The organism is Tepidibacter formicigenes DSM 15518, from assembly GCF_900142235.1.
Lineage (GTDB): Bacteria > Bacillota > Clostridia > Peptostreptococcales > Peptostreptococcaceae > Tepidibacter > Tepidibacter formicigenes.
Map to the genome: position 1 here is coordinate 1 of NZ_FRAE01000074.1, position 12712 is coordinate 12712.

32 protein-coding genes are annotated in these 12712 nt (G+C 27.8%); 25 read left to right on the forward strand and 7 right to left on the reverse strand.

The window, feature by feature from the left end:
* Positions 1-200: hypothetical protein (locus tag BUA77_RS13950; RefSeq protein WP_278280573.1), on the forward strand; the 200-nt coding region annotated here is incomplete at its 5' end.
* 153 nt (positions 201-353) lie between these two features.
* Here BUA77_RS13950 and BUA77_RS11280 read toward each other — a convergent pair.
* Positions 354-785, reverse strand: coding sequence for a helix-turn-helix domain-containing protein (locus BUA77_RS11280; protein ID WP_072890251.1), 432 nt, complete (start codon positions 783-785; stop codon positions 354-356).
* Between the two features lie 164 nt (positions 786-949).
* Between BUA77_RS11280 and BUA77_RS11285 the strand changes: the two genes are divergently transcribed.
* Positions 950-1183: a helix-turn-helix domain-containing protein gene (locus BUA77_RS11285; RefSeq protein WP_072890253.1), complete on the forward strand. Its 234-nt coding sequence runs from the start codon at positions 950-952 to the stop codon at positions 1181-1183.
* 181 nt (positions 1184-1364) lie between these two features.
* On the opposite strand, the gene BUA77_RS11290 is transcribed toward BUA77_RS11285, so the two are convergent.
* Both BUA77_RS11290 and BUA77_RS11295 read right to left on the reverse strand, forming a co-directional pair.
* Entirely contained in the window at positions 1365-1640 is a 276-nt protein-coding gene (locus BUA77_RS11290) for a hypothetical protein (protein WP_072890255.1), read from the reverse strand.
* A gap of 5 nt (positions 1641-1645) precedes the next feature.
* Entirely contained in the window at positions 1646-1957 is a 312-nt protein-coding gene (locus BUA77_RS11295) for a helix-turn-helix domain-containing protein (protein WP_072890258.1), read from the reverse strand.
* A 153-nt stretch (positions 1958-2110) separates the two neighbouring features.
* On the opposite strand from BUA77_RS11295, the gene BUA77_RS11300 reads away from it, so the two are divergent.
* Positions 2111-2332 (forward strand): helix-turn-helix domain-containing protein, encoded by a 222-nt coding sequence (locus BUA77_RS11300; RefSeq protein ID WP_072890260.1) that lies wholly within the window; start codon positions 2111-2113, stop codon positions 2330-2332.
* Positions 2333-2393: 61 nt separating this feature from the next.
* Positions 2394-2540 carry a hypothetical protein gene (locus BUA77_RS13955; RefSeq protein ID WP_159428981.1) on the forward strand — a complete coding sequence of 49 codons (147 nt, stop codon included), beginning with the start codon at positions 2394-2396 and terminating at the stop codon, positions 2538-2540.
* On the opposite strand, the gene BUA77_RS13960 is transcribed toward BUA77_RS13955, so the two are convergent.
* The gene (locus tag BUA77_RS13960; RefSeq protein WP_159428982.1) at positions 2530-2700 is read right to left on the reverse strand and encodes a hypothetical protein; all 171 of its coding nucleotides are present in this window, start codon (positions 2698-2700) and stop codon (positions 2530-2532) included. The two genes, BUA77_RS13955 and BUA77_RS13960, sit on opposite strands and share 11 nt — an antisense overlap.
* Before the next feature lie 5 nt (positions 2701-2705).
* On the reverse strand, positions 2706-3041 hold the full coding sequence (locus tag BUA77_RS11305; protein WP_072890262.1) for a helix-turn-helix domain-containing protein: 336 nt from the start codon (positions 3039-3041) through the stop codon (positions 2706-2708).
* A 166-nt stretch (positions 3042-3207) separates the two neighbouring features.
* Between BUA77_RS11305 and BUA77_RS11310 the strand changes: the two genes are divergently transcribed.
* Together BUA77_RS11310 and BUA77_RS11315 are read left to right on the forward strand one after the other, a co-directional pair.
* Positions 3208-3399 carry a helix-turn-helix domain-containing protein gene (locus tag BUA77_RS11310; protein ID WP_072890264.1) on the forward strand — a complete coding sequence of 64 codons (192 nt, stop codon included), beginning with the start codon at positions 3208-3210 and terminating at the stop codon, positions 3397-3399.
* A 58-nt stretch (positions 3400-3457) separates the two neighbouring features.
* Positions 3458-3661 carry a hypothetical protein gene (locus BUA77_RS11315; RefSeq protein WP_072890266.1) on the forward strand — a complete coding sequence of 68 codons (204 nt, stop codon included), beginning with the start codon at positions 3458-3460 and terminating at the stop codon, positions 3659-3661.
* On the opposite strand, the gene BUA77_RS11320 is transcribed toward BUA77_RS11315, so the two are convergent.
* Entirely contained in the window at positions 3658-3921 is a 264-nt protein-coding gene (locus tag BUA77_RS11320; protein WP_072890268.1) for a hypothetical protein, read from the reverse strand. The genes BUA77_RS11315 and BUA77_RS11320 overlap by 4 nt on opposite strands.
* A gap of 124 nt (positions 3922-4045) precedes the next feature.
* Between BUA77_RS11320 and BUA77_RS11325 the strand changes: the two genes are divergently transcribed.
* The 9 genes from BUA77_RS11325 to BUA77_RS14215 all read left to right on the forward strand — a co-directional run bounded on the left by BUA77_RS11325 (position 4046) and on the right by BUA77_RS14215 (position 8349).
* Positions 4046-4345 carry a helix-turn-helix domain-containing protein gene (locus tag BUA77_RS11325; RefSeq protein WP_084605741.1) on the forward strand — a complete coding sequence of 100 codons (300 nt, stop codon included), beginning with the start codon at positions 4046-4048 and terminating at the stop codon, positions 4343-4345.
* Between the two features lie 21 nt (positions 4346-4366).
* Positions 4367-4513, forward strand: coding sequence for a hypothetical protein (locus BUA77_RS13965; protein WP_159428983.1), 147 nt, complete (start codon positions 4367-4369; stop codon positions 4511-4513).
* A 33-nt stretch (positions 4514-4546) separates the two neighbouring features.
* A complete protein-coding gene (locus tag BUA77_RS11330; protein WP_072890270.1) occupies positions 4547-5119 on the forward strand; it encodes a helix-turn-helix domain-containing protein in 573 nt (190 codons plus the stop codon).
* Positions 5120-5413: 294 nt separating this feature from the next.
* Positions 5414-6214 carry a phage replisome organizer N-terminal domain-containing protein gene (locus tag BUA77_RS11335; protein WP_072890273.1) on the forward strand — a complete coding sequence of 267 codons (801 nt, stop codon included), beginning with the start codon at positions 5414-5416 and terminating at the stop codon, positions 6212-6214.
* Positions 6215-6216: 2 nt separating this feature from the next.
* A complete protein-coding gene (gene dnaB / locus BUA77_RS11340) occupies positions 6217-7512 on the forward strand; it encodes a replicative DNA helicase (protein WP_072890275.1) in 1296 nt (431 codons plus the stop codon).
* Positions 7513-7549: 37 nt separating this feature from the next.
* On the forward strand, positions 7550-7714 hold the full coding sequence (locus BUA77_RS13970) for a hypothetical protein (RefSeq protein ID WP_159428984.1): 165 nt from the start codon (positions 7550-7552) through the stop codon (positions 7712-7714).
* On the forward strand, positions 7707-7850 hold the full coding sequence (locus BUA77_RS13975) for a hypothetical protein (RefSeq protein WP_159428985.1): 144 nt from the start codon (positions 7707-7709) through the stop codon (positions 7848-7850). The genes BUA77_RS13970 and BUA77_RS13975 overlap by 8 nt, the downstream gene beginning before the upstream one ends.
* A 19-nt stretch (positions 7851-7869) precedes the next feature.
* Positions 7870-8070, forward strand: coding sequence for a hypothetical protein (locus BUA77_RS11345; protein ID WP_072890277.1), 201 nt, complete (start codon positions 7870-7872; stop codon positions 8068-8070).
* Positions 8071-8172: 102 nt separating this feature from the next.
* On the forward strand, positions 8173-8349 hold the full coding sequence (locus BUA77_RS14215; RefSeq protein ID WP_200773968.1) for a hypothetical protein: 177 nt from the start codon (positions 8173-8175) through the stop codon (positions 8347-8349).
* On the opposite strand, the gene BUA77_RS11350 is transcribed toward BUA77_RS14215, so the two are convergent.
* Positions 8338-8829, reverse strand: a complete 492-nt coding sequence (locus BUA77_RS11350; RefSeq protein ID WP_072890279.1) for a DUF2321 domain-containing protein — start codon at positions 8827-8829, stop codon at positions 8338-8340. The two genes, BUA77_RS14215 and BUA77_RS11350, sit on opposite strands and share 12 nt — an antisense overlap.
* Before the next feature lie 95 nt (positions 8830-8924).
* Here BUA77_RS11350 and BUA77_RS13980 point away from each other — a divergent pair, with 95 nt between their 5' ends.
* From BUA77_RS13980 to BUA77_RS11385, 10 genes are all read left to right on the forward strand, one after another.
* On the forward strand, positions 8925-9065 hold the full coding sequence (locus tag BUA77_RS13980) for a hypothetical protein (RefSeq protein ID WP_159428986.1): 141 nt from the start codon (positions 8925-8927) through the stop codon (positions 9063-9065).
* Between the two features lie 80 nt (positions 9066-9145).
* Positions 9146-9280 (forward strand): hypothetical protein, encoded by a 135-nt coding sequence (locus BUA77_RS14570; RefSeq protein ID WP_278280574.1) that lies wholly within the window; start codon positions 9146-9148, stop codon positions 9278-9280.
* A gap of 112 nt (positions 9281-9392) precedes the next feature.
* Complete coding sequence (locus BUA77_RS13985) at positions 9393-9566, forward strand: hypothetical protein (protein ID WP_159428987.1); 174 nt, start codon at positions 9393-9395, stop codon at positions 9564-9566.
* An 83-nt stretch (positions 9567-9649) separates the two neighbouring features.
* Positions 9650-9874 (forward strand): hypothetical protein, encoded by a 225-nt coding sequence (locus BUA77_RS11360; RefSeq protein WP_072890283.1) that lies wholly within the window; start codon positions 9650-9652, stop codon positions 9872-9874.
* Positions 9871-10032: a hypothetical protein gene (locus tag BUA77_RS13990; RefSeq protein WP_159428988.1), complete on the forward strand. Its 162-nt coding sequence runs from the start codon at positions 9871-9873 to the stop codon at positions 10030-10032. Before BUA77_RS11360 ends, BUA77_RS13990 begins: the two co-directional genes overlap by 4 nt.
* Positions 9992-10363 carry a hypothetical protein gene (locus BUA77_RS11365; protein ID WP_072890285.1) on the forward strand — a complete coding sequence of 124 codons (372 nt, stop codon included), beginning with the start codon at positions 9992-9994 and terminating at the stop codon, positions 10361-10363. The genes BUA77_RS13990 and BUA77_RS11365 overlap by 41 nt, the downstream gene beginning before the upstream one ends.
* Positions 10353-10544: a sigma-70 family RNA polymerase sigma factor gene (locus BUA77_RS11370; RefSeq protein ID WP_159428989.1), complete on the forward strand. Its 192-nt coding sequence runs from the start codon at positions 10353-10355 to the stop codon at positions 10542-10544. Before BUA77_RS11365 ends, BUA77_RS11370 begins: the two co-directional genes overlap by 11 nt.
* Positions 10545-10766: 222 nt before the next feature.
* Positions 10767-11150, forward strand: coding sequence for a type II toxin-antitoxin system HicB family antitoxin (locus BUA77_RS11375; protein WP_072890289.1), 384 nt, complete (start codon positions 10767-10769; stop codon positions 11148-11150).
* 195 nt (positions 11151-11345) lie between these two features.
* On the forward strand, positions 11346-12215 hold the full coding sequence (locus tag BUA77_RS11380) for a tyrosine-type recombinase/integrase (RefSeq protein WP_072890291.1): 870 nt from the start codon (positions 11346-11348) through the stop codon (positions 12213-12215).
* A gap of 43 nt (positions 12216-12258) precedes the next feature.
* Positions 12259-12528: an HNH endonuclease gene (locus BUA77_RS11385; RefSeq protein WP_072890293.1), complete on the forward strand. Its 270-nt coding sequence runs from the start codon at positions 12259-12261 to the stop codon at positions 12526-12528.
* Positions 12529-12712 lie beyond the last annotated feature (184 nt).

Here is a 12712-nt window from a genome sequence, read left to right on the forward strand (position 1 = left end):
ACAAACTTCGAACTATTTGTGAAAGGTCTATTTCTCAACTAAAAAACTTTATTCAAATCAAATCATCTAAAGTTAGAAATACTGTTTCTTTAAAAGCTGATGTTTTACTGGCTTGTATTTCTCAGTTAGTTGCGTTTGTTTTAATGTTTAAGACTAACAATATCCACAATCCTCTTGCTATTAAATCTTTAATTGCTTAAGTTTTTTTAAACTCTATATCCTTTTTAAAAAGGTTTTACTGAACCTTTATTTAACTGCGTCTTTTTTTGAATATTACTGTTAATAACTCTTTCTATTTAGTAATTTCAACTCAATTTTTCTGTGGATAACCTTTCACTCTATTTTGCAACTACCTAATTATCTGTTTTTTTCTTTTTACGTCCATATTTCTTTTTATTTATCTCTTTGGACTCCCAAAATAACTTTGATATATCCCTAAAAAGCTTTTCTTTATCTTCATCTGCTACTTCATCATTCATAAAGAAAGCTGAAGCATTCTCTATAAAATCCTCATATTGTTTAATATCATTTTTAGTTACTTTATGTTTTTGTGTATATTCTTCTGGAATATGAGGATTCCGTATATTAGATTTGCCCATAAGATAATCTAAAGAAACTCCAAAAAAGTCAGCAAATTTTTGTAAAAGATCTATCTCGGGCATTTGTTTATCTTGTTCATATCTAGAAATTGAACTTTTATTTAAAAAGAAAATATTAGCAAGTTTTTCTTGAGTTAAATTTTTTTCATTCCTCAATAATTTGAATCTTTCTCCGAATGTTGCCATTAAAGCACACCTCCATACGTATATTATAAAATAAGTTGCTTTAAAATAAACATTTGTTGCTTGTGAAGAAACTTTTTTTTGGAAAAGCATTGACAAGTTGCGTTGAAAGAGTATAATAAAAGCGTGGGTTGCATTAAAAACAACAAATAAATGGAGGTAAAACTATGTTATCTAGAGAGTTGAAATCAGCTAGGGTTAAAAATGGATATACTCAAAAAGACCTTGCAAAGGAACTTTGTTTAGGGACAACATCATATACTAAAAGGGAAAATGGACAAATAAGTTTTACTGTAGATGAAGTTTGTCTGTTAAGAGAAAAATTAAGCTTAAGCGATGAAGAAATAATAAAAATTTTTTTTAAGAATAATGTTGCTACAAAAGCAACTAAAGTATCATAGGAGGTAAGAGATTATGAAAGAAGCAATTAAAGATATTACTGAAAATCAGGAAAAAAGAATCTGTCATACATTTTTAATCATGAAAGGTTTGATAAAGAAGGGGCAGCTATTTTTATATCAGTTAGGATAAAAGGAGCTACCCCAGATGTGCTTAGAAAAAAATAAACTGGACAAAGTTTAGCTACTTAATTAGTTTTAGATGATCTTTAATATCAAATACATCTTCTTCTGTTTGATGAAGTTTGTGTTTTATAAATCTTACTTCTTTATCAACGCTTTCAAGTTTAGAGAAGGCAGTAATATGTCTTTCGGCATTCTGTGAGTCAAGTTGGATAAGATGGTCTTTAATTTCTTGTTGACCTTGTTTTAAGTCTTTGATATCAGTTTCTATGTTATCAAGACGAGTATCTATTGAATTTATTTTATCTAGTATTTGTTTAAGTAATTCATCTGACATAATAATCATCCTTTCGTAATGGTTTTAAAAGCTTGTGTAAAGGCTTTAATTTGTTCAGGAGATAAATCCTTAGCAGATTCTACAAGTTCTTTTAAATCTTCAGTAAGAGGTATAGAGCTTGTACCATCATTGAAGAAGTCAGCAAGAGTTATGTTAAAAGCGTTACAAATTTTTTCTAAAGTAGGTATATCTGCTATACGATTGCCATTTTCAAGTTTACTGATAACTGGTTGAGATGTATTACATAATTCAGCTAACTCTTTAGTTGTAATATTTAATCTTTTTCTAAGTTGTTTTATACGAGTACCAACATCCATTTTTAAAATCTCCTTAACATTCTATTTTAGAATATTTGTATAAACTTATTGTAGTTTGAAAAGATAAATAAAACAATTATTCTTTCTAAACAAGAATTTTTTTATTGACATTTATTCTAAATTGGAATAAAATTAAGATAAGAGGTGATAATAATGATTGGAAACAGAATTAAATCAATTAGAGAATTAAAAAAAATTTCTCAACAGGATTTAGTAAACAAAATAAATGCTTTATCTAAATCTTATAAAATTAATCAATCTCAAATAAGCAAAATTGAAAATGGTTCAAGAAAGTTAAAAGCAGAAGAAACAATTTTATTTGCTCAAGCACTAGAGGTAGACATATTTCAATTACTAGAACAACAATCAGCATAACTATATTATCTCATATAGGCAATATCAAAAACAGTGGACAGTGTTGGGAAGGAGGATTAAGGTGAACGACATACAAGAAAGAGAAAAAAGAATGGCTGAACTTGGAAGACGAATTTCAGAACAGCCAAAGAAAATTAGCACTTTAAAATTCAAAGAAATAGAAAATATAACTTTCTCTGAATTAGAAAAAAAGAAAGTTACTTGGTAGGATAAATTCTTTTGATATCTTCTAATATTTTTTCGTTATTTTTTATTATAGCAGTCGCTATAACATCACGTATAGCATCAGAGTCTATAGTTTTTTCGGGAGATATAGCATTTTTTAATATATTATGTATATCTTCATGTGAAAGACCAATTTTATTCATATTTTTCACCTCCTTTCATTAAAAGCTTTAGAAACAATTTTTAAAGCTTCAAGTTGGGAAGGAGATAAATCCTTAGCAGACTCTACAAGTTCTTTTAAATCTTCTGTTAAATCAAAATCTTGTTTTAAAGGTGCTTGTGGTAAGAAAAATTCAACTATGGTTATTCCAAAATAATCACAGATTTTATAAAGGTTATCAATCGAAGGTGATTTTTTACCATTTTCAATTTGAGTTATATATGAGTTGGAAAGACCTAAATCAAGGCTCATTTTTCTACTTGATACATTTTTCTTTAATCTCAAATCTGTGATTCTTTTAGATATAAAATCGATTGTATTCATAATAACACCACTTTCTATGAGTTAGCATTAATAATTTAATAATAGTTTTTTTATAAAAAAAAGACAATAAAATGAATAAAACACTAACTGAAAGCAAATAATTATATTGACATACTAACTTAAAGTTAGTATAATTAAATCAAGATAAAGTTTTGGAGGTGAAAAAATGCTAAAAGAAAATCTTAAACGCATTAGAAAATTAAAGAACATTTCTCAAAGAGAACTAGCTGAACAAGCAAAAGTAACTCCAGCATATATAGCATTAATTGAAACAGGAGATAGAAAGAATCCATCTCTTGAAGTTTTACAAAGTATTGCTCAAGCACTAGAGGTAGACATATTTCAATTACTAGAGTAATAAGTTGTGGCTTAGTTATTTAATTTAAATCAAGTATATTTTAGGAGGTAATAAGATTATGAAAGAAATTATTCAGAATAATGATGGACAACATACAAGTCGCCCATCAACAGAATGGATGGAGCAAATTGTAGAAATAAAGGAAGAAACAAGTATGGATAGAGTAAGAAATTTTTTAGCAAAAGGAAATTGGGTGGTTATTGATATTTATTATAGTGAACCTAGCAAAGCAACTTTTGTGTTAGGATGCATAAAAAGTTAAAAATCACATTCGATATCTTCGATTTTATCTTCAGTTGGTATATCGCATATATATTTAGGTTGTGGCTTAATTATTTCACCTAAATTGCTATTCCAACCAAGTATATATTTCATTTGTTCGTGTTTAGGGAAATTACCTTCAGGATAATAGGATACTATACATTTATCAAGAAGTATCCAACCAATTTTTAAATATTCATTTGCTTCTTTATAAGATTTTGTTTCGAAAATTTCAATTATATTTTTCAAATATTCACTCATATGAATACCTCCTTTCTGTTGACAATATTATACAGAAAAAGAGGTGAATATTCAAATTAATATCGACATGTAAATATTAAAAAATAAGAAAAATTTCAATCATTAGATTAGGAGGTAATAGATTATGAAAGAAGCAATATCAAAGGATATTAAAGAAATTATTAAAATTGTTATTGCTGAAACAGTAAGTAACTTAAATTCTAATGCTAATAAAGAATTATTAAAAATAAGAGAAGTTGCTCAAATTTTAAGAGTTAATACAAATAAGGTTTATGACCTTATAAAAGCAGGACATATAACAGCATTAAAACTAGGAGAATTAAAAGTTACAAGATTTGAACTTGAAAGGTTCATAAGAGAAGCAAATGGGAAAGATTTTTCCGACCTTGATAATGTTAAGACATATAACCCAACTGCTTCCTAATATGAAAGGGGGTGGGACTTTATGAATAAAAAAATTTATATAAAAGATGTGCCAGTATTTATGCATTTTATAGGGACAAGAAGTGATTTTCAAATATTTTTAAAAGACATGAAAAACTATATTAGAAATGTTTCTAATAATAGAATACAGGATTATAAAAAAAATTAAAATGAGAAATTTTGCATAAAAGGAGTGTGTAATATGTATAAGTTTGCACGAAAAAGTGTAAATATGAGCAGAGAAGTTGCAGCAGAAAGATTAAATATATCTACACGTAGCCTTTCAAGCTATGAAAATGGAGAAACTTTTCCACCTGCTCATGTAGTAATAAAAATGGCTAAATTATATAAAATGCCAGTATTAACACAGTTATATTGCAAAGAGTGTGCTATTGGAAAATTTTATGGCTATGAGGTATTAAACAATATAAATACAGACCCTGTAACTGTAACTATAAAGCTTGAAGAAGAAATGACAGAAGCAAATGAAGTATTAAAAGATTTATTCAAAGTACTAGTAAACAAGAATACAAGAAATGATTTTTCAGATAAAGAGCATAAAGAATTGCTAAGAGCATATCATGAACTTTTAGATCTTGAACACACAATTGAAATATTAAAAACATCATTGGAAGGCAAAGGGTGGATTGACAATTCAGAAGAGATACAAAAGCACAATAAAAAATGCATAATGAAAAAGTTCCATATAGAACAAAAAGAAAAATCCCCTTTAGAACTGGCACTTCTAAGAGGATTTTACCAACCTGCTTTTTAAAAAATAGCTTGCTTAAATTATATCATAACTTGGGGTGTTTAGCAAAAAAAATTATTATTAATAAAACAAGCAGGTTGGGTATTGAATTTAAATAGCCTTCTAAGGTGATAGAAGGCTATTTAAGAGGTTTTTATCTTAAAAACGACTATTTATGCTACAAAACATAAAAAACGTCTTAAAATGGCATTAAAGGAGAATGACATGAAAAAATATATAACAGTTAGATTAACTTTGACATTAATAGCATTAATTTTACTTTTGATTTTTAGATAAAAGAAAAAGGTGGGGAGAAAAATGGCAGCAGTTAAATGGATTAAGCTAACAATTAACATGTTTGAAGATGAAAAAATAAGACTTATAGAGAGTATGCCAGATTCAGATTCAATATTAATAATTTGGATTAAACTTTTGACTTTAGCAGGAAAATGTAATGCTGGAGGGTACATATTTTTAACTGAAAATATTCCTTACACAGATGAAATGCTTGCTACAGTTTTTAACAAACCACTGAATACAGTTAGATTAGCATTAGAAACCTTTAAAAGATTCGGAATGATAAATTTAGATGAAAATAATTCCATCAAAATTACAAATTGGGAAAAACATCAAAATGTAGATGGCTTAGATAAAATAAGGGAACAAACAAGAAAAAGGGTTGCTAAGCATAGAGAAAAACAAAAGCTGTTAAATAACGATGTTACAAGTAACGTTACAGTAACGCAAAGTAACGCAATAGAAGAAGATATAGATAAAGATATAGATAAAGAAAAAGAAAATAAGAAAAAGAAAATAAAATATGCTGAATTTGTATCTATGACAGAAGATGAATATAACAAGCTAATAGAAAAACATGGAGAAGAATCTACTAAAAAAATGATTGAGATATTAGATAACTACAAAGGTTCTAAAGGTAAGAAATACAAGAGTGATTATAGAGCAATTCTTTCGTGGGTAGTAGACAAAGTTGTATCTAAAAGCAAAGAAGCTAGTACTTCTAAAAAAGAATATTGTGGTAAGTGCAGTAATGGCTATATATTCAAGCCTATTGGTGATGAGATTTTAAGAGTTAGATGTGAATGTAATAAGGGGGATTAAGAATGAATATAGCAAAAGAAAAACCAAGTGCTATTCCTTCTGAACAAACCATATTAGGAACTATATTAGTTTATCCTCAGAGGATAGAAGATACTATAGAAATATTGAAACCAAGCATGTTTTATGAGGAAATCAATCAGATAATATACAAAGCAATGTTAACACTATACAAGCAAAATAAAAACATAGATCCAGCTAACATATATGAAATCACTAAAGGCAAAATTGACATAAGCTATTTAACTAGATTAACAGAAGCATGTATTAACTATAACTTAAAAGAACACTGCGAAACAATTAAAGAAAAGGCTAAGCTTAGATTTATCATAGAGGGAGCTTACAAAGTTCTAGGAATGGCATTCAACAATGAATCAAGTGACAGTATCATTAACGCTCAAAATGACATTATATTGGCTGTAGAGGGAAAGGAAAGTAATAACGTTAGTGATATAAACGATATAATCACATCAACCTTAGATAGAATAGATTTTAATATTAAAAATAAAGGTAAGCTAATAGGAGTTCCAACAGGGTTAGTTGATTTAGATAACTGCACAAATGGATTACAAAAAACAGACCTAATAATAATGGCTGCTAGACCATCAATGGGAAAAAGTGCCGTATCTACAAATATCCTAAAGAATGCAGCTCTAAGAGGTAAAACAGTAGCAATGTTTAGCTTAGAAATGTCAAAAGAACAGCTAATGGAAAGAATAATAGCTTGTGATGCTAATGTACAGCTTGACAAGATTAAAAAAGGTAATTTAAACGATGATGAATTAAATAGGATATTTGAGGTAAATAAAGCTTTAGCAAAAACCAAAATATTCATAGACGATAATCCAACATTAACTACTACAATATTAAAAAGCAAATGCAAGAAAATAAAGAAAAAATACGAACTGGATTTGATAATAGTTGATTACCTTCAACTAATGCAAGGGGATACTAAGTTAGATGGAAATAGAAATCAACAAATTAGTAAAATAACTAGAGAGTTAAAGCTTTTATGTAAAGAATTAGGTTGTCCGATGCTTTTGTTATCTCAACTTTCTCGAGCACCAGAGCTTAGACAAAATAAAAGACCTATATTATCAGATTTAAGAGAATCAGGAAGTATAGAGCAAGATGCTGATATAGTAATTTTCTTATATAGAGATGATTATTATTATGATGATTCAGATAAGAAAAATATATTGGAATTAATAATAGCAAAACATAGACAAGGAGAATGTAAAACCATAGAACTAGCTTGTATGTTGGAATTTCAAAAGATAGCAAATCTAAGGAAATATTAAAACTTTTTAAACAGTGATATCGGAAAAGAGGATAGATATGGAGAAAGCAAAAATAAGAAAAATGAGAATAGACATAAGATTAGGTTTCACAGCAGAACAGTTAGCCAAGAAATATCACATAAGTAAAAACTCTGCTGCAAAATACAGAAATAGGTACATAAAGGTTATAAAAAAACAAAGGGAGATGGGGCTGTATGAATAAAGATAAAATAACAGAAATTATGAAATTGACAAAGGAAATCAAAGAAAATACACAGTGTACTACTAGAGAAGCATTAGAAGCTGCAAAAGAGTTCTTTGGTATTAAAGAATTAGAAATTCATTGTTTAAAAGCATAAAAACTAGGAGGGTATAAACATGCTATTAGAAAAACTAAAAGTGATTGAAATAATGAAAAATGTTATTAAATTTACTGAAGATGCACAAGTAAAAAAGTCAGCAGGACAAGTTATAAAAAATAATGAGTTAGAAGCATTAAGAAAAGTTGTAGGAGAGATGTATGCTGAACATGGAGCTACATCAGAAGTTATGGAATTGAATAGAAAATTGATACTTTAGTAAATAAAAGACAATTAGAATTAAAGAAAGCTATATAGTATTCAAGCGTCAACTTGATGTCTATGGATTAAATAAGATGTTTAAACGAAAGGTGGTGGAAATATGGAATGCATAAAATGTAAAAATGAAATCAATGGAATTAATTTTTGCACAAAATGTGGAAGTAAATTAAATGTAATTTGCAAAGAGTGTTGGATGAAAAATGGGCAACCATATAACTGTGGCTTTGATGAGTGCCCTGGCTATAAGTTACCCATTTTAGAAAAACTAAATTCCTAAAGATTTTTTTATGGTTTCGGAAGCTATATCTACAAATATATCTTTTATTCCTTCAGATGTATATATAGCTACTTTGTTTAAAAATTTTCTAAATCTAGCTACAGCTACTTTAGTTTTAGGAGTAGGTGATTCAACTAATAAATCTGGAAGAGATTCGCAAAATTGTTGTTTTTCTAGTTGGTTTAAATTTTCATCTTCATTTATTAACAATTTAGCTGATTCAAGTGCTGTTTTGGTCCAAGGATATGGTTCACCACAATTATGACAATAGGCTGGTGTAGTATGCATTGTTGAACCAAAAAAACATATATCAGGAACTTCATAATCTCCACGTATAGCAGTATTACAATTTGTGCAATTAGTTATAGTTTTAGCACCACATTTACTACAGAATTTTTCACGAAATTCTGGGTTTGAGTCGAAACTATCGGTTATAATATGACCGTTTAAACATATTTGAGCAGTATGATAATAACCCATAACATCACCTCCCTTCTAGCAAATTTTATCATAATAGAATGGGATTTTGTAGAGAAGTGGTGATATAAGATATTAATATAATTGGAGGGATTAAAATGAAAATTATTAAAATGAAAATTAATAATTTAGAAGAATTCAAACAATTAGTAGAAAAAACTAATATGCAACTTAAAGAAGTAAATGAAAATTTAGAAAAAATTAATAGTTTTAAATTAGATATAGAATTTCAAAAATAAATATAAGGCACCTAGATAGTAATTTATCTAAACTAGCATCGTGTTGAACTTTGATATCAACATTACAATTAGGGCATGTAATGATGTTATTTGCTTTAGAAAGTTCTTTTATTGAAACTTCAAAAGAAAATTCACATTCAGGGCAATTAAAATCTAGTTCAACATCATCAAATAAAGAATCAAAATTTAAAGACATACATACTCCTTTCATCTAGGTGCCTTATAAAGAAATATTCGACATAAAAAACAATAAACCTTTACATAAATTAACAAATATACCATTGAGGTGAATGTGAGGAAGATTATTAAAAAAAGGGGGCTAAATATATGGAATTAGCTAAAAGACAGATGTTAGAAACTCAAATGAAAACATTTATAAAATGTGTATTAGATGCAGCTGAAAGAGAAGAAAAGCTAGATTATATAAATATAGAGATAAGCAATCATAACGGGAACTTACAAATGGATTATACTTTAAGGAATAGAAAAAAGGCATATTAGTCCTACTGGACATCCAGCGGACACTCTTAAGTCTAATATTAGGCTAGGAGTGTCCTTTTTTATTTAAGAAGGGAGTGGAGCAAATGTTAAAATGTAAAATTTGTGGGAAAGGGATTAAAAATACAAACTTAATTGTTATAGATAGAAACTATTATTGTATTAGATGTTTAAAAAAACTTATTAAAAAAGCTACTAAAGGAAAAGGAAGATATTACACTCATTTGCAAGATAGAATATTTATCAGCTTCATTAAAGAAGGGAAAATGGTAGTAGATGAATTTAGACTAAGTGAGTTGATAACTGTATGATAGATATAACAGAAGAAATAACAAAAGCAGCAGAAGTACCTAAAGAATTAAAAGACTTATATACACTTATGAAATATAAAGAAAAAGAACTTTATAAAAAAGGAAGAAGGGGAGAAAATGAGCTCTTTAAAAGAAATAGGAAAAGAATATCAAAATAGCTGTAGATTATTAAGTAAAAAAATGAAAGAGCTAAATAATAGGAAAAAACAATTGGAAGAATCAAAGATAAAAGTTAAAAGAAAAAATGCAATTGAATATGTAGATAATGAAATACATCAGTTAAAAGATAGATTGAATAAATTAGCTAGAATGTATAGAACAACTAGAGAAATAGGGATAGAAGCTAGAAATTATTATAATAAGGAGTGGTGGCGTAGTGAAGAATATACAGTTAACAGCAGAAAATCAAGACCTTATATCCCTTATTATGGGGCAACAAAATATGACTATGAATACGAATCATATTCAAATCAAAAGGATGAAAAATAATCTTAAAGTTGCAATGAACGAATATTTAACTGATAGACAAAAACAAATATTAACCATGTATTATTTTGAAGAAAAAACAATGGAGCAAATAGCGAAAGAATTATACATAAGTAAACCATGTGTAAGTATAACATTAAAAAGAGCAAAAAATAATTTAAAAAAAATAAAAAAATTTATGTAAAGTTAAACGCTAACGTTTAACTTTTTTTGATTTGCAGGGTAATAGTGAAAGCTATTTTTAAACTTTCAGGACAGAGAGATGATATAAGTTCATATAATTATTTTAAAACTGCTATTGTAAAAGGGTAAAATAAAAGAATATACTTATACATAAAGATGGCTATAAAAATACTTGAGGAACTAGGGTATTAACCTTAGTTCCAAATAGTAAGGAGATGCTTTTATGGAAAAGAAGAGCTTAGATTATTATTTATCATTAAATTACCCTTTTAAAATAGAATCTTTATCAGAAGAAGATGGTGGAGGTTATTTTATAACTTACCCAGATTTGCCTGGTTGTATGAGTGATGGAGAAACTGTAGAAGAAGCTATATCTATGGGAGAAGACGCAAGAAAAGCTTGGATAGAAACTAGATATGAGAAAAGCCTAGAAATCCCAGAACCATTTACAGTTAATAATAAATATAATGGAAGAATAACAGTAAGAACTCCTAAGAGCCTTCATAGACAGCTAATAGAAGAAGCCAAGGAAGAAGGAGTAAGCTTAAATCAATATCTAGTCTACATTCTAAGTAAAGGAATTAAGAATAATTATAAAGAATTTTAAATATAGAGCCGAAATAGGCTCTTTTTTCTTTGGCTTTATATAATACAAAGACGAGGAAATGTCAAAAAAATACTCAAAACTATTTTAAATAAAAAACATAGTTAAAAGTAAGTAATATCAAAGAATTAAGGGAGATTAGAAAAGTATTACATTATTAGTGTTATGTAATAAAATTATCGTTAGAAAGGAGCGGATATGAAAATAAAAGATTTTTTAGAAGATTATATAAATGAAATGCGTGAAGAAAAAAGTAAACATACCGTTTCTTATTACATAACAGACATTAAGCAATTTGATAGATTTATAAAATTTAAGGATATAGAAGAAATAAAGAATATAGATATTGAAGAGTATAAAAGTAATTTATTATGTGAAAAGAGCTTAAAACCTAAAACGATAAATAGAAAATTATTAAGTTTTAAAAAGTATTTAGAATGGATCAATGAAAATGAAAAAATAGATTTAATAAAAATTCTTAAAATAAAATTGATTAAGATACAACGTCAAGATTATTTAGAGGAAATGCTTGAAATAAGTGACTTTGAAAGACTTGTGCGAATGGCTGAAAGAGAAAAAGACACTAGAGCAATAGCTATTTTTAATACACTGTATTTAACAGGCATGAGAGTATCTGAGTTACTTCAATTAAAAGTTTCTGATATAACAAATGATTATATAACAATTATAGGAAAAGGAGAAAAATCAAGGGATATATTTGTTATAGATGAATTGAAAGAGTATTTAAAAGATTATATAAGAGATAGAAAACCACCAATTGGTGGCTTTTTATTTATAAATCAAAATAATAATAATGTTATGAGTAGACAGAGTGTAGATGATTTAATAAAGAAATATGCAGGAATTGCTAAAGTAAAGCTAACAAAAGCTCATGCTCATAATTTCAGGCATCTTGCAGGGTTGAGAATGATTGAAGAAGGATTAACGATTGATGAAGTTGCAGATGTGTTAGGGCATGGAAATATTAATACTACAAGGATATATACAAGAAAGACTAAGAAAGAATTACGAAAAGCAATTAGTAGGTTAGGAGGAAGGAGGAATTAATATTGATATTAAAACAATAAGAGATATAGTAGCAAGTGGAGAAATGTATAGATTCTATAAGTCTACTAAGTGGAAGAATACTAGAAAGAAAGTATTGAAAAGAGATAATAATGAGTGCCAACGCTGTAAAGAAGCAGGAAGATTTCATAAAGCTGAATGTGTACATCATATTAAACATTTAAAAGATAGACCAGATTTAGCTTTAATGGAGGATAATCTTATAAGTTTATGCTATACATGTCATAATGAAGTACATCCTGAAAAGCTACATTTAAGTGATAAGCCTAAATTCAACAATAAAGAGCGTTGGTAATAGTCCCCCCAGTTTGAAAAATGGGTTTTTTCGGCAGGTCAAAAGACCGGGGCCACTCCCGACAATTTAGATTTTTTTATTTTTTCCACTAGGTAGTTGCAAAATAGAGTGAAAGGTTATCCACAGAAAAATTGAGTTGAAATTACTAAATAGAAAGAGTTATTAACAGTAATATTCAAAAAAA

What these genes read in the sequence shown, in the direction of transcription:
- BUA77_RS11310 (WP_072890264.1), top strand. Translation starts at nt 3,208, where the DNA reads ATGCTAAAAGAAAATCTTAAACGCATTAGAAAATTAAAGAACATTTCT.
- dnaB (WP_072890275.1), top strand. Translation starts at nt 6,217, where the DNA reads ATGAATATAGCAAAAGAAAAACCAAGTGCTATTCCTTCTGAACAAACC.
- BUA77_RS11330 (WP_072890270.1), top strand. Translation starts at nt 4,547, where the DNA reads ATGTATAAGTTTGCACGAAAAAGTGTAAATATGAGCAGAGAAGTTGCA.
- BUA77_RS13985 (WP_159428987.1), top strand. Translation starts at nt 9,393, where the DNA reads ATGGAATTAGCTAAAAGACAGATGTTAGAAACTCAAATGAAAACATTT.
- BUA77_RS13965 (WP_159428983.1), top strand. Translation starts at nt 4,367, where the DNA reads ATGAATAAAAAAATTTATATAAAAGATGTGCCAGTATTTATGCATTTT.
- BUA77_RS11305 (WP_072890262.1), bottom strand. Translation starts at nt 3,041, where the DNA reads ATGAATACAATCGATTTTATATCTAAAAGAATCACAGATTTGAGATTA.
- BUA77_RS11380 (WP_072890291.1), top strand. Translation starts at nt 11,346, where the DNA reads ATGAAAATAAAAGATTTTTTAGAAGATTATATAAATGAAATGCGTGAA.
- BUA77_RS13960 (WP_159428982.1), bottom strand. Translation starts at nt 2,700, where the DNA reads ATGAATAAAATTGGTCTTTCACATGAAGATATACATAATATATTAAAA.
- BUA77_RS11375 (WP_072890289.1), top strand. Translation starts at nt 10,767, where the DNA reads ATGGAAAAGAAGAGCTTAGATTATTATTTATCATTAAATTACCCTTTT.
- BUA77_RS13970 (WP_159428984.1), top strand. Translation starts at nt 7,550, where the DNA reads ATGGAGAAAGCAAAAATAAGAAAAATGAGAATAGACATAAGATTAGGT.
- BUA77_RS11285 (WP_072890253.1), top strand. Translation starts at nt 950, where the DNA reads ATGTTATCTAGAGAGTTGAAATCAGCTAGGGTTAAAAATGGATATACT.
- BUA77_RS11315 (WP_072890266.1), top strand. Translation starts at nt 3,458, where the DNA reads ATGAAAGAAATTATTCAGAATAATGATGGACAACATACAAGTCGCCCA.
- BUA77_RS11320 (WP_072890268.1), bottom strand. Translation starts at nt 3,921, where the DNA reads ATGAGTGAATATTTGAAAAATATAATTGAAATTTTCGAAACAAAATCT.
- BUA77_RS11290 (WP_072890255.1), bottom strand. Translation starts at nt 1,640, where the DNA reads ATGTCAGATGAATTACTTAAACAAATACTAGATAAAATAAATTCAATA.
- BUA77_RS11345 (WP_072890277.1), top strand. Translation starts at nt 7,870, where the DNA reads ATGCTATTAGAAAAACTAAAAGTGATTGAAATAATGAAAAATGTTATT.
- BUA77_RS13990 (WP_159428988.1), top strand. Translation starts at nt 9,871, where the DNA reads ATGATAGATATAACAGAAGAAATAACAAAAGCAGCAGAAGTACCTAAA.
- BUA77_RS11300 (WP_072890260.1), top strand. Translation starts at nt 2,111, where the DNA reads ATGATTGGAAACAGAATTAAATCAATTAGAGAATTAAAAAAAATTTCT.
- BUA77_RS11370 (WP_159428989.1), top strand. Translation starts at nt 10,353, where the DNA reads ATGAAAAATAATCTTAAAGTTGCAATGAACGAATATTTAACTGATAGA.
- BUA77_RS11360 (WP_072890283.1), top strand. Translation starts at nt 9,650, where the DNA reads ATGTTAAAATGTAAAATTTGTGGGAAAGGGATTAAAAATACAAACTTA.
- BUA77_RS11385 (WP_072890293.1), top strand. Translation starts at nt 12,259, where the DNA reads ATGTATAGATTCTATAAGTCTACTAAGTGGAAGAATACTAGAAAGAAA.
- BUA77_RS11350 (WP_072890279.1), bottom strand. Translation starts at nt 8,829, where the DNA reads ATGGGTTATTATCATACTGCTCAAATATGTTTAAACGGTCATATTATA.
- BUA77_RS14570 (WP_278280574.1), top strand. Translation starts at nt 9,146, where the DNA reads ATGATGTTATTTGCTTTAGAAAGTTCTTTTATTGAAACTTCAAAAGAA.
- BUA77_RS11325 (WP_084605741.1), top strand. Translation starts at nt 4,046, where the DNA reads ATGAAAGAAGCAATATCAAAGGATATTAAAGAAATTATTAAAATTGTT.
- BUA77_RS13975 (WP_159428985.1), top strand. Translation starts at nt 7,707, where the DNA reads ATGAATAAAGATAAAATAACAGAAATTATGAAATTGACAAAGGAAATC.
- BUA77_RS11295 (WP_072890258.1), bottom strand. Translation starts at nt 1,957, where the DNA reads ATGGATGTTGGTACTCGTATAAAACAACTTAGAAAAAGATTAAATATT.
- BUA77_RS11365 (WP_072890285.1), top strand. Translation starts at nt 9,992, where the DNA reads ATGAGCTCTTTAAAAGAAATAGGAAAAGAATATCAAAATAGCTGTAGA.
- BUA77_RS11280 (WP_072890251.1), bottom strand. Translation starts at nt 785, where the DNA reads ATGGCAACATTCGGAGAAAGATTCAAATTATTGAGGAATGAAAAAAAT.
- BUA77_RS11335 (WP_072890273.1), top strand. Translation starts at nt 5,414, where the DNA reads ATGGCAGCAGTTAAATGGATTAAGCTAACAATTAACATGTTTGAAGAT.
- BUA77_RS14215 (WP_200773968.1), top strand. Translation starts at nt 8,173, where the DNA reads ATGGAATGCATAAAATGTAAAAATGAAATCAATGGAATTAATTTTTGC.
- BUA77_RS13980 (WP_159428986.1), top strand. Translation starts at nt 8,925, where the DNA reads ATGAAAATTATTAAAATGAAAATTAATAATTTAGAAGAATTCAAACAA.